We start from the raw sequence: 12,325 nt of genomic DNA on the forward strand, positions 1-12,325 counted from the left end.
GGCCGCCATATATCCTTCAGGCGGCCCCTCCGCGGGGCTCGCACATCGGAGCAAACCATGAACTGGCTTACCAATGTGGTCCGGCCGAAGATCCGCAACATGCTGCGGCGGGAGACGCCGGAGAATCTGTGGATCAAGTGCCCGGATTCCGGACAGCTCGTGTTCTACAAGGACGTCGAGGCCAACCAGTTCGTCATCCCCGGCTCGAACTACCACATGCGCATGGGCGCGGTGGCACGTCTGAAGTCGATCTTCGACAACGAGACCTGGTACGACGTCGCGCTGCCCGACGTCACGCCCGATCCGCTCAAGTTCCGTGACGAGAAAAAGTATGTCGACCGCATCAAGGATGCCCGCGCGCGCACCAATCTGAACGACGCGATCAAGGTCGGCTACGGCAAGCTCGAAGGCGCCGCCGTCGTCGTTGCCGTGCAGGATTTCGATTTCATGGGCGGCTCGCTCGGCATGGCCGCGGGCGAAGCGATCGTGCGCGGGCTGGAGCTCGCCGTCGAGAAGAAGTCGCCGTTCATCGTGTTCGCCGCATCGGGCGGCGCGCGCATGCAGGAAGGCATCCTGTCGCTGATGCAGATGCCGCGCACGACGGTTGCGGTGCAGATGCTGCGCGAGGCGAAACAGCCCTACATTGTCGTGCTGACCAACCCGACCACCGGCGGCGTCACCGCGTCCTATGCGATGCTGGGTGACGTGCAGATCGCCGAGCCCGGCGCGCTGATCGGCTTTGCCGGCGCGCGCGTGATCGAGCAGACCATCCGCGAGAAATTGCCAGAAGGCTTCCAGCGTGCCGAATATCTGAAGGATCACGGCATGGTCGACATGGTCGTGCATCGTCACGAACTGCGTCCGACCCTGGCGCGGCTGTGCCGCCTGCTGACCAAGGCGCCGGCGCAGGAAGGCGCATCGAAATCGGTGCAGCCGGTCGTCAGTCCGGCGCAGATCGTCTCGGCCGCCGAGACGGCGCCGGCCGCGCCGCACGCGTGAACGCGTCCTCTGACAGCGCAAAGCCGCCGCTCGGTGAATTGATCGGGCGGCTGTCGGCCCTGCATCAGAAGCGTATCGATCTCGGGCTGGAGCGGATGCACCGCCTGCTCGAGCGGCTCGACCACCCCGAACGCAAGGTGCCGCCGGTGATTCACATCGCCGGCACCAACGGCAAGGGCTCGACGCTCGCTTATCTGCGCGCGACGCTGGAGGCCGCCGGCCTGCGTGTCCATGCCTACACCTCGCCCTATCTCGTCCGCATCAACGAATGCTTCCGGCTCGGCCGCGTCGGCGGCGGGGTGCACGTCGGCGACGACGAGTTGCGCGCGGCGCTTGAAGAGGTCGAGCGGGTCAATGCCGGCGAAGCCGCGACCGTGTTCGAGCTGAAGACCGCGGCTGCCTTCCATCTGTTCGCGCAGAACCCTGCCGATGTCGTGCTGCTTGAGGTCGGCCTCGGCGGCCGGCTCGATTCGACCAATGTGGTCGACACACCGGCAGCCTGCGTGATTACGCCCATCAGCATGGACCACATGGATTTCCTCGGCGATACGCTGACCTCCATCGCCGGCGAGAAGGCGGCGATCATCAAGCGCGGCGTGCCCGTGATTTGCGCCGAGCAGACGGGCGAGGCGATGGCCGTGATCGAGGCGCAGGCGAAGCGCATGCGCGCGCCGCTGCTTGCCGCGGGCGAGAGCTGGCACGTCAATGTCGAGCACGGGCGCCTGGTCTATTCCGACGAGCGCGGCCTGATGGATCTGGCGGCGCCGCGCCTGTTCGGCCGCCACCAGTTCGACAATGCCGGCCTTGCGATCGCGACGCTGCGCGCGATTCCGGCTTTCAAGGTCAACCAGGCGGCGTTCGAGGCGGGCATCGTCGGCGCCGAATGGCCGGCGCGGATGCAGCGCATCACCTCGGGCGAGCTGCTCGCGCTCGGACCGCAGGGCTCGGAGATCTGGCTCGACGGCGGCCACAATGCCGAAGGCGGGCGCGTCGCGGCAGCCGCGCTCGGCGATCTCGAGGAGCGGGTATCGCGGCCGCTGGTCGTGATCGCGGGCATGATGGCCAACAAGGACGCGCGAGCATTTCTCGCCAATTTCGCCGGCCTGACCCGTCATATCATCGCGGTGCCGATTCCCGACACCGAGAATGCGATGCCGGTCGACCGCCTCGCGGATGCGGCGCGCAGCCTCGGCATGCGCGTCGAGACCGTGCCCGGCATCGAAGCCGCGCTGCGCGGCTTGGCGAAGCTCGCCTACGAGGTGCCGCCGCGCATCCTGATCACCGGCTCGCTTTATCTTGCCGGCCATGTGCTGGGCATCAACGGCACGCCTCCTGCATAGTCTCTTGTCCCGGACGCGCTGCAACGCGTAAGCGTTGCTGCGCAGAGCCGGGACCCAGAGGCCACATGGGCCCCGGCTCTGCAGCGCACCGCACTCGACGATGCTTCGCATCGCGAGGGAAGCGCTGCGCTGCGTCCGGGGCACGAGAGTGATGAGAATGCCAATGCGTTTTGCCGCGATTGCCGACGTCCACGGAAACCATCTCGCGCTGGAGGCGGTGCTTGCCGACATCCGCGCGCAGGGCATCGCCGACATCGTCAATCTCGGCGACATGCTGAGCGGCCCGCTCGATGCGCGACGAACCATCGAGATCCTGATGCAGCTCGACGCCGTGCACGTGCTCGGCAATCACGACCGCTACCTGCTCGACCGCCCGCCGGAAAAGATGGGCTCGTGGGACCGTCCGGCCCATGCAGCGCTCAACGCCGAGCAACTCGACTGGCTGCGCGCGCAGCCGATGACGCGGGTGTTTCGCGAGCAGGTCTTCCTCTGCCACGCGACGCCCGATGACGACGAGGTCTATTGGCTCGACACCGTGCATCCCGACGGCACCGTTGCGCTATCGCCGCTCGACCGCATCGAGCAGTTCGCGCAAGGCATCACGCAATCGCTGATCCTCTGCGCCCACACCCATCTTGCCCGCGCGGTGCGGTTGCGCGACGGCCGGATGATCGTCAATCCCGGCAGCGTCGGCAGCCCCGGCTATCGCGACGTGCATCCATTCCCGCATGTCGTCGAAGCCGCCACGCCGCACGCGCGCTACGCGATCCTCGAGCTTGTCGGGAGTGCATGGCAGGTGACGTTCCGGCACATCGCATATGACCACGAGGCGATGGCTGCACTCGCGCGCCGCAATGGCCAGCCGGAGCTGGCGAATGCATTGGCGACGGGGTGGATCGGATAGAGGCGCTTCGTCCCGGGTTGCCTCGACTCCTTAATAAGCGCGCGTATTATGACCGTACATATTAAAGAGGGCAGCGTGCGATGAACGACGACAATGTCTGGCGGGGCGAATACGCGGTCGAGACATCGGCAGCCCCGCAGACGATCTGGAGCATCTTCCGCGATGTGCCCGGTTGGAAAACCTGGAACGCAGGTATCGAGCAGATCGACATTGACGGGCCATTTGCGGCCGGGACCTGGTTCACGATGAAGCCTCCCGGCGAGGAGGCGCTGCGCTCGCAGCTGATCGAGGTCCGCGAGAACGCGTGCTTCATCGACGAAACGCGGGTCGGCGATCTCGTCATCAAGGTCGCCCATCGCATCGAATCCCTTGGGGCAGGACGCACGCGCATCGTTTACGCCGTCGACGCGCGAGGGCCGCAAGCGTCCGAGATCGGTCCCGCCGTCGCGTCGGACTTTCCCGATGTTCTCGCCAGTCTCGCCAAACTCGCCGAAACGAGATCGGCATGATTGCCGTCGAGCAAAAATAAAACGGCCGGCGTGTTGCCGGCCGTTGAAGAATTCTCAGTGACACGCGCCGCGGATCAGACCGCGGAGGTGATCCACTGCTGAAGCTTCGCCTTCGGCGCGGCACCAACCTGGCGGGAGGCCATCTCGCCGCCCTTGAAGATCATCAGCGTCGGGATCGACATCACGCCGTATTTCGACGCGGTCTTCGGGCTCTCGTCGACGTTGAGCTTCACGATCTTGACCTTGTCGCCCATCGCGCCGGCGATCTCGTCAAGCGCAGGTGCGATCATGCGGCAGGGGCCGCACCATTCGGCCCAGAAATCGACGACCACGGGGCCGTTCGCCTTGAGCACTTCGGCTTCGAAATCGGTGTCGGAAACCTTGCCAACGGCCATGGGAGTACCTCACTCGGTTGAAAGAATCGGCGCGCATGGGAATCGCGCCCGGGATCATGCCGTCAACCTATGAACGGCCCCTTGCCGGGTCAAGGACGCTCGCACTGAGATGAAGGGATGCCAGCGCCGCGTCCAGCGCGGGGGCTGAAATCTCCATATATTCAAGGGCCTCGGTCCAGAGCAGGACGGCCCTGATCGGCTTTTGGGCATAAAGCCGCGCCAGCACCGCCCGGTACAGCGCAAGCTGCCGGACATAGGCGGCGGGCGCCTCCGCGGCGCTCTTGGGCGCCGCCTGGTTGGTCTTGAAATCGACGATCAAAACCTCGTCCGGACGGACGACCAGCCGGTCAATCTGCCCCGACACCAGCGCTGGCGGCCGCCCCGGCCGGTCCAATCGGCCGACGATCGAGACCTCGGCACGGCTGCCGGCGGCAAACACCGGGGCAAAGCGTGGTTCGGCGATCAGGGCGAGAACCTTGTCGGCCAGCGCGGTCCGGTCGGCCTCCGTCCAGCCGGGCGCGTTGCGCGCCATGAAGCCAAGCGCGGCCTCGCGCCGGCGCTCGGGGGCGATGTCGGGGAGGGATTGCAGCAGCCGGTGCACCAGCGTGCCGCGCTGCAGCGCCACCGCGCGCGACTGCACCGATTCGCCTGACCGCACGCTACGGCCGTCCTCGGCCGACTGGCCGGAGGGGCGCACTGGATCGTCATCGACGCTCTCGTGCGGTAACGGCGTCCGCAGCCAGTCCGGCAATGCGATCGATTGGTCCACCGACATCGCAGGCGTGCCCAGCGCCGCGACATCCGCCGGCCGGGCGAATCGGGTCACCTTGCCGAGCGGCGTCTCGATCGTCTGCTTGTCCAGGCCCGAGCCGGTGAGCCCGGTGTCGATGAGGTCGTACCAGCTCAGCTTGCGCACCGTCTTCATGTTGCCGGGCATGCAGCCGCCGACGATCAGCCGATCGGCCGCGCGCGTCATCGCGACATAGAGCAGGCGGCGATACTCGTCCTCGGTCTCCTCGATCATCGCCTTGCGTGCGTCGGCGACGGGCTTGGGATCATCGGCCTTGCGCCCGGCCCAGACCACGACCTCGCCGCCATTGCCGCGCGGCACGTGGATCAGCCGGACCCGCTGCGAATCCGCGGGCGATGATGTCGTGTCGACCATGAACACAACGGAGGCTTCCAGGCCCTTGGCGCCGTGCACCGTCATCACCCGCACCTCGTCGCGCGAGATCTCCATGTCGCGCTTGACCTCGGTGTCGGCCGAGCGCAGCCAGGCCATGAAACCCTGCAGGGAGGCCGGTGCCTTGCGCTCGTAGTTCAGCGCCAGCTCCAGGAACTCGTCGATCGCGTCGTTAGCCTCATGGCCGAGCCGGCGCAGGATCCGCGCGCGTCCGCCGTCGCCGCCGAGCAGCCAGGCGTAGAAGGTGAACGGAGTCTCGTCGCGCGACCGCGCTTCGCAGGCTTCAAGCCGCCGCAGCGCCGTGGCGAACGTCTCGCTTGTGGCGGCATGTTCGGCAAGCGCGCGGCGCAGCGACCCCTTGCGGCCCCAGGCGAGCTGAAACAGGTCGTCGTCATCGAGCCCGAACAGAGGGCTCTTCAGCGCAACCGCGAGCGCGAGATCGTCCTGCGGCAGCAGCAGCGCGTCCGCGAGATTCATCAGGTCGATGATCGCGATGTGCTCGGTCAGCTTCAGCCGGTCGGCGCCGGCGACCGGAACATTGGCGTGCTTCAGCGCCTGGATCACGGCGTCGAACGCGTTGCCGCGCCGACGCACCAGGATCAGCATGTCGCCGTAACGCAAGGGCCGGCGCTCGCCTTCGTGTCCCGTCAGCGTGCCGCTCTCGACCAGTTGCTTGATCTCGGTCTGGATGCGGCGGGCGAGCTTCACCTCGGGGCTGGTGGCGGCGACGCCATCGAACGGCGCGCGCCAGCCCTCGATCTCCTGCCTGTCATCGGGCTCGGCGAGATCCCACAGCTCGATCACGCTCGGGCCCGCATCGGCGAGCGCATTGTGCAGGGGATGGCCGATCTCGACCGAATGGATGCTCTTGTAGATCTGGGGCTCGCGGAAGACGTGGTCGACCGAGTGCAGGATCGCCGCGCCCGAGCGGAACGAATAGGTGAAGGCGACCGGATCGAATTTCAGCCCGGCGGCGGTGAACTTGCGGTGCAGCTCGCGCCGGCGTGCGTCGAATTCTCGGGGCTGGGCACCCTGAAAGGAGAAGATCGACTGCTTTTCGTCGCCGACGGCAAAGACGGTACGGTTCAGCCCCTCGCGTGCGCCTTCGCCGGCGGTGAACTCGGAAATGATATGCGCGACGATGTCCCACTGCCGCGGGCTCGTATCCTGGGCCTCGTCGATCAGGACGTGATCGACGCCGCGGTCGAGCTTGTAATGCACCCAGCCCGAGGAGACGCGGTTCAGCATCGCCAGCGTCTTGTCGATGAGGTCGTCGTAGTCGAGCAGCCCGCGCTCCTGCTTCTCACGGCGGTAGTTTGCGGCGGCCGCGGTCGCGATGTGCAGCAGGGCCGCGGTGCGGTCACGCATGGTCACCGCGCGGCGCTTCTCGATCAATCCGCCGAGGCGCTGCCCCTCGTTCTCGAACAGGCGGGCGACGGATGGGTTGTGATCGCCAAACTTCTTCGTCAGCACCGCCTTGCGCGGCAGCTTTTCGTCGGTGAGGAAGACGCCGAGATAGGCATCGACCTGTGCCGCGCCGGAAAACACCTTGGCCTCGCGGAAACGAGCGGCCTGGCTCTTGTCGGAAGAGGTGCCGTCATCCAGCGCGAAGGCGATGTCGTCCCAGCGCGACCGCGGCAGGAATGGACCGTCGAGAATCTCCGTTTCGACGTCCTCGATCCGATCGCTCGCATCAACGCCCAGCACCGACGCCAATTGCGCAGCGGCAGCCTCTGCGTTGCCGGCCTCGTCGGTCCAGGCCATGAAATGGTCGCGGCTGAGACAGGCCTCGCGCACGACCTCCTTGAAAGTGACGTCGGCGGCGCTGGCCATCGCGGTGAGCAGCGCGCGGCCGGTGACGGTCTCCGGATCGCGCGCGGCCTCGAGCAGCACCTTCAGATTGGCGCGCTCCATCATGTCGGTCTGGTCGCGCTCGTCGATCACGGCAAAGCGCGCCGGTACGTTGGCCTCGAACGGAAACTGCTGGAGCAGGCGGGTGCACAACGCGTGGATGGTCTGCACCTTCAGTCCGCCCGGCGTCTCCAGCGCGCAGGCAAACAGCTTTCGCGCTTCGCGGCGTATTTTTCGATCGGGATGTGGAATGCCGACCGCCTTAATCGCCGCGTCGAGCGCGTTGTCGTCCAGCGTCACCCAATGGCCGAGCGTCGTGAACACGCGTTCGGCCATGTTGGCGGCGGCGGCCTTGGTGAAGGTGATGCAGAGGATCTTTTCCGGCGGCACGCCCGACAGCAGCAGGCGGATCACGCGCTGCACCAGCACATGGGTCTTGCCCGAGCCGGCATTGGCCGACACGAAGGCCGACGCTGTCGGATCGGACGCGCGCGCCTGCCGCGCACGCACTTCGTCGGGAATGGGACGCGGCAGCTTCACCATTCCTCGATCCCCAGGCCGCCGGCCGCGGACCATTCCTTGATGCGGGCGAGGTCGTCATAAGTGCCGTAGCGGTTGGTCCACATCGGCAGGTTCAGCGAGGTGTACGCCTGATTCTCGTCGTCGAAGGCACGGATCAGCGCCTCCAGCTTGGCCCGTGCTTCGGCGGCGGCCGTATCCGGCGGCTGCGGTTCGTCGCCTTGCCTATACTTGAGCTCGAGGATGCGCTCCTCGCCGGGCGGATTGTTGCCGCTCAGGCGCACATAGACGAGCTGGCTGACGGACGAACCCGCGTCGATGTCAGGGAATCCGCCCTCGCGCAGGATCGCCGCTTCCAGCGTCAGCTGCGGCGACAGGCCCATGCGGACCTGCTTGCCGGTCGGCGGCTGCCCGGTCTTGTAGTCGAGGATGGCATAGCTGCCGCCCTGGCGCCGCTCGATGCGGTCGGCGCGGGCGGAGAGCTGGAAGCTGCGGTCGTGGTCGAGCCGGATCGAGATCTCGCCACGCGTTTCTGCCGTGATGACCTCGATCACGTCGCGGCGTGCCGTCTCCCATTCGCCAAACCAGCGCGCGATGCGCTGGAAACGCGGCCACCACAGCGCGCGCGCTTCGGGGCGCTCCATCAGCGGCGCAAAATACTTTTCGCCGATCGCGCGCAGCACGCGCGCGGGATCGTCGGGCAGGCGCGTGGCGTAGCTTTCCGTGAACTCGCCGAGCGCATCGTGAATCGCCGAGCCGCGGTCGGCGGCCGACAGCGGCATGTCGACGGGGTCGAGCGCATCGAGCCGCAAAATGTGCTTTGCGTAGATCGTGTAGGGATCACGCAGCCAGTCCTCGATCGCGGTGACCGACATCTTCAGCGGTCGCGTCGCGCGCGGCGGCCGCGGTTCGGGCTGCTTGACCGGCCTGACCTCGGCGGGCTGATCCAGCGCGCCCGCGAACTGCACGTATTTCTCGCCGGCGCGAATCGCCGTCTTCCAGAGCTCGTCGCCTGCGACCGCCTCTAACCGGTGCAGGAAGCGCGAGGCGACCGCCGGTGCGCCGCCGGCCTTGGCGGAATGGGTGAGGATCACCTCGTCGCCGCCGAGCAGTTGCGCGAAGTCGTGTGCGGAGAGGCCGATGCGGCGTTCCGGCAGATCGAGGCCAAGCTCGTGCCGCATCGGCCGGCTGAGCCAGGGATCGATGCGCGGCGCCGGCGGCCAGACGCCTTCGATCAGGCCGCCGATGATGATCCGGTCGGCCTGCATCAGGCGCGATTCCAGCGGGCCGTAGATCTGCAGCCGCGCGCCGGGTCTGTCCCGCCGCCGCACGGCCCGGTCGCTGAACGCGGTCTGGAAGACGTCGGCATAGTCAGGCAGCGCCACCATCAATCCGCTGGTGGTGCCGCCGCGCAGGAGGTCGTCAAAGGCGGCTGCGAGCGCCAGGCCCTCGCGCTCCTCGAAGGCGAGCGGGATGTCCTGCTCGTCGCGCGACAGCTCGATCATGATCTCGCGGTGCCGGTGCGCGAGCTCGGCGAAGTCGTACGGTTTCGATGACGCGAGACTCTCGATCGGCGCCAACGCTTGTCGCAGGGCATCGATCAGCGCCTGGATGCGATCGAGGTCCTCTGCCTTCAGACGCGCACGTGGCTCCGCGTGGTGGAGCGCAGAGACCTCCTTGCGCCACAGCTTTGCCAGCTCCTCGCGGAAACGATTGAATTCGCGCAGCAGGCCCGCGGTGCCCGCAGGCGGCCGCGTGCCGCGCAAGACCGCAAGCTCGAGGCCCTCGATCGCCGCCTTCCATGCGCCAGGCAGCCGGCCAAGCCGGCACAACGGATGCTTCAGCATCGCCAATAGCGTCGGCGGCTCCAATCCCTTGGTCGCCGCTTCCGATGCCAGACGCGCAAAAACGCCGGCCGACGTTTCCATCAGCACGTCGCCGCCGGAATCGTCGAAGGCGAGATCCCATCGCGTGAGCGCGGCCATCACCCGCCGCGCCAGCGCGCGGTCCGGCGTCACCAGTGCCGCCGATTTGTCGAGATGCCGCGCCTCGCGCATCGCAATGGCGATCGCGAGGGCCTCCATTTCGGGATTGGGCGCCTCGACCACCGCGAGGTTTGACATGCCGCCGGCGATCTTCGCTGCGACATCCGGTTGCTTCAGCCGGTCGTGCCAGACTTCCGTCTTGGCAGATGGCCGCATCGATTCGGAGGCGAGCAGATCGCGGCCGCCGTCCGCTGCCGGTTGAAGCAGCTCGACATCGCCGCGCCTGATGCCAAAGCGCTCCAGCAGTGCATGCATCGCATATTGCGGATGGTTCGACGCCGGATGCTCGGCGAACTTGCCGAGCGAATCGCGCACGCCGCCGATGCTGCGCCAGGCGTCGTCGTCGAGGTCGGTATCGAGGCCGGGCAGCACCACGGCACCATGCGGCAGCGATGCGACCGCATGCAGGAATTTTGCGGTGGCCGGCATCGAGCCGGTCGAGCCGGCGGCGATCACCGGACCATGGGGATGCGCGGTCAGCCGCTTCGCTTCCGCCGCGATGAGGAGATCGCGCCGTGCCGCGGGCTCGATCCGGTTGATCTCCGCGAGATGACCGGGCCACGCGATGCGCGCGATCCGCAAAAATTCGAGCGAGTGCTGCCAGTAGCGGTCGAGCATGTCGGGCACGAGGCCGTCGAGCGCGCTCCAGTCGACGCCGCGCGTCACCATGTCGTCGATCAGGCGTGCGAGGTCGCCGGCCAGCGCGAGCGTCGAGGCGGGGCCGCCGACCACCAGCGGGGACAGCACCGGGCCTTTGGCCCAGGCGGCCACGAGCTGCGCCAGCGTCAGCCGCCGTTCGAGCTCGCCAAGCCGTGGCGGAATGTCGAGCGGCGCTCCGCCAGAGAACTGCTCGCCCTCGTCGGCGAAAGCGAGTTCGTCCTCGTCGATGTCGCCGAGCGCGACGATGCGCGGCAGCACCACCGCATCTGCCTTCATCTCCTCGAGAAAGATCTCGCGCACGACGCGCATGGCGCGCCTTGTCGGCAGGTACAGCGTGGCATCCGCGAGCCGCGCCGGTTCCTTGCGCGCCTCGAATCCGTCGACCAGCCGGCCGTCGAGCAGGCTCGAGACGACCGTGCGCAGGAACGGAACTGAGATGGGAACGCTGAAAACGCGCATGGGCTGCCTGATTCGGGAATCAGGCGCCAATATAGGGAGGCGGATTCAAATGGATATGGGTGGAGGGGAGATAGTCCCCGCTGTTCGCTTTACACCGCTCTCGTGCCCCGGACGCAACGCGGCATGAAATGACGCGTTGCTGAGCCGGGGCCTATGCTGCTTGGTCGAATCTGTGAGCTTGCTGGGTCCCGGCTCTGCGGAGCGGCACTTCGCGCCGCACCGCGTCCGGGACACGAAGGCGGCTTACGCCACGCTCTCCAGAAACGCCTCTTCCGCCGCATGCACGGCATCGGGCGTGCCGACATGCATCCAGACGCCGTCGAGGCGGAGGCCGAACAGCCGCTCCTGCTCGTTGGCGCGGTCGAACATCCTGGTCAGCGAGAACTCGCCCTGCGGTGCGTTGGCGAAGATCGAGGGCGACAGGATCGCCGCGCCGGCATAGACGAACGGAACGACCTCTTTTTCCTTGCGCTTGCGCAGGGCGCCGTCGGGCAGCATGCCGTAATCGCCGCGGCCGCTATAGCCGATGCTGGTCGCGGTCGGCGCCATCAAGAGCAGGATGTCCATGCGCTCAGGGTCGAAGTTTTCCGCAAGCCGCGCCAGGTTCGAGCGCACGCCGTCGATCCACAGCGTGTCGGAATTGACATGGAAGAACGGCGCGTCGCCGAGCAGCGGCAGCGCCTTGACCACGCCACCGCCGGTGCCGAGCACCTGGTCGCGCTCGTCCGAGATGGTCACGCGCGGATGCTGGCGGGATGCGGTGTGGTTGATGATCTGGTCCGGCAGATAGTGCACATTGACGATCGCCTCGGTCACGCCGGCGTCGCCGAGCTTGTCGAGCACATGGTCCAGCAGCGGCTGGCCGGCCACCGGCACGAGCGGCTTCGGCATCTTCTCCGTCAACGGACGCATGCGCAGCCCGAACCCCGCAGCGAGCACCATGGCTTTGGTCGGTTTGACGGACATCGTTCGCTTTCTCAGACTCGTCTTTCCCGGAATCCTGGACTTGAGAACTTTTGAAGTTCACGTACGCAGCAATCCTAACACGGACCGCAATTGGCCGCACCGCGTCTTAACCGCCTTAACCACCTGCCGTGACGGTTGTACGACGGGTGTGGCCGTCACGCCCCAACGGATGTGGAACGCGCCTTCTTCTTCTTGTCGCCGAGCTTGAGAAAATTGACGCCGATCTGGTCGCCGTTGACCCACGCCAGCTCACAGCGACGGTACGCAAGTCCGGTGGACGACAGCAGGAGAAAAAATTCCTTCAGATGCAGGCCCTCGACCGAGCCGTCGATGGTCAGCTTGGCACCGCTCTCGGAGACGTCCTCCATGGTGCACTCGCGCCGCCAGGTGCCGTCGATCCCCATCATCTGGGCCGGTATCCCGCGCTCGAAAACAACCCGGCTGTTGCCACGATGGTCCGTCTTGACCGCCATCTGCCCTTGCTCCAGCCCCGCC

At 66.9% G+C, this 12,325-nt stretch carries 9 protein-coding genes; 4 read left to right on the forward strand and 5 right to left on the reverse strand.

The genetic code is table 11. From position 1 onward, the window contains the following. Nucleotides 1-57 precede the first annotated feature (57 nt). The 4 genes from accD (at nucleotide 58) to AB7535_RS36875 (ending at nucleotide 3,752) form a co-directional block, all read left to right on the forward strand. Nucleotides 58-999, forward strand: a complete 942-nt coding sequence (gene accD / locus AB7535_RS36860; protein ID WP_028149802.1) for an acetyl-CoA carboxylase, carboxyltransferase subunit beta — start codon at nucleotides 58-60, stop codon at nucleotides 997-999. Continuing rightward, nucleotides 996-2,339, forward strand: coding sequence for a bifunctional folylpolyglutamate synthase/dihydrofolate synthase (locus tag AB7535_RS36865; RefSeq protein WP_354113227.1), 1,344 nt, complete (start codon nucleotides 996-998; stop codon nucleotides 2,337-2,339). The genes accD and AB7535_RS36865 overlap by 4 nt, the downstream gene beginning before the upstream one ends. A gap of 163 nt (nucleotides 2,340-2,502) precedes the next feature. After that, nucleotides 2,503-3,243 carry a metallophosphoesterase family protein gene (locus tag AB7535_RS36870; RefSeq protein WP_354113228.1) on the forward strand — a complete coding sequence of 247 codons (741 nt, stop codon included), beginning with the start codon at nucleotides 2,503-2,505 and terminating at the stop codon, nucleotides 3,241-3,243. An 80-nt stretch (nucleotides 3,244-3,323) separates the two neighbouring features. Continuing rightward, nucleotides 3,324-3,752, forward strand: coding sequence for an SRPBCC family protein (locus AB7535_RS36875; protein WP_354113229.1), 429 nt, complete (start codon nucleotides 3,324-3,326; stop codon nucleotides 3,750-3,752). Between the two features lie 74 nt (nucleotides 3,753-3,826). Here AB7535_RS36875 and trxA read toward each other — a convergent pair whose 3' ends face one another. The 5 genes from trxA to AB7535_RS36900 all read right to left on the reverse strand — a co-directional run bounded on the left by trxA (nucleotide 3,827) and on the right by AB7535_RS36900 (nucleotide 12,303). Continuing rightward, nucleotides 3,827-4,147 (reverse strand): thioredoxin, encoded by a 321-nt coding sequence (gene trxA, locus AB7535_RS36880; protein ID WP_007598398.1) that lies wholly within the window; start codon nucleotides 4,145-4,147, stop codon nucleotides 3,827-3,829. A 67-nt stretch (nucleotides 4,148-4,214) separates the two neighbouring features. Beyond that, the gene (gene addA / locus AB7535_RS36885) at nucleotides 4,215-7,724 is read right to left on the reverse strand and encodes a double-strand break repair helicase AddA (RefSeq protein ID WP_354113230.1); all 3,510 of its coding nucleotides are present in this window, start codon (nucleotides 7,722-7,724) and stop codon (nucleotides 4,215-4,217) included. Then, nucleotides 7,718-10,864, reverse strand: coding sequence for a double-strand break repair protein AddB (addB, locus tag AB7535_RS36890; RefSeq protein WP_354113231.1), 3,147 nt, complete (start codon nucleotides 10,862-10,864; stop codon nucleotides 7,718-7,720). The genes addA and addB overlap by 7 nt, the downstream gene beginning before the upstream one ends. 243 nt (nucleotides 10,865-11,107) lie before the next feature. Then, entirely contained in the window at nucleotides 11,108-11,830 is a 723-nt protein-coding gene (locus tag AB7535_RS36895; RefSeq protein ID WP_304492178.1) for a nucleotidyltransferase family protein, read from the reverse strand. Between the two features lie 155 nt (nucleotides 11,831-11,985). Next, entirely contained in the window at nucleotides 11,986-12,303 is a 318-nt protein-coding gene (locus AB7535_RS36900; RefSeq protein ID WP_014490931.1) for a PilZ domain-containing protein, read from the reverse strand. Between the last annotated feature and the right edge of the window lie 22 nt (nucleotides 12,304-12,325).

The organism is Bradyrhizobium sp. 956_D2_N1_4, from assembly GCF_052076025.1.
Classification (GTDB): Bacteria; Pseudomonadota; Alphaproteobacteria; order Rhizobiales; family Xanthobacteraceae; genus Bradyrhizobium; species Bradyrhizobium barranii.

What these genes read in the sequence shown, in the direction of transcription:
- accD (WP_028149802.1), top strand. Translation starts at nt 58, where the DNA reads ATGAACTGGCTTACCAATGTGGTCCGGCCGAAGATCCGCAACATGCTG.
- AB7535_RS36870 (WP_354113228.1), top strand. Translation starts at nt 2,503, where the DNA reads ATGCGTTTTGCCGCGATTGCCGACGTCCACGGAAACCATCTCGCGCTG.
- AB7535_RS36875 (WP_354113229.1), top strand. Translation starts at nt 3,324, where the DNA reads ATGAACGACGACAATGTCTGGCGGGGCGAATACGCGGTCGAGACATCG.
- trxA (WP_007598398.1), bottom strand. Translation starts at nt 4,147, where the DNA reads ATGGCCGTTGGCAAGGTTTCCGACACCGATTTCGAAGCCGAAGTGCTC.
- addA (WP_354113230.1), bottom strand. Translation starts at nt 7,724, where the DNA reads ATGGTGAAGCTGCCGCGTCCCATTCCCGACGAAGTGCGTGCGCGGCAG.
- addB (WP_354113231.1), bottom strand. Translation starts at nt 10,864, where the DNA reads ATGCGCGTTTTCAGCGTTCCCATCTCAGTTCCGTTCCTGCGCACGGTC.
- AB7535_RS36895 (WP_304492178.1), bottom strand. Translation starts at nt 11,830, where the DNA reads ATGTCCGTCAAACCGACCAAAGCCATGGTGCTCGCTGCGGGGTTCGGG.
- AB7535_RS36900 (WP_014490931.1), bottom strand. Translation starts at nt 12,303, where the DNA reads ATGGCGGTCAAGACGGACCATCGTGGCAACAGCCGGGTTGTTTTCGAG.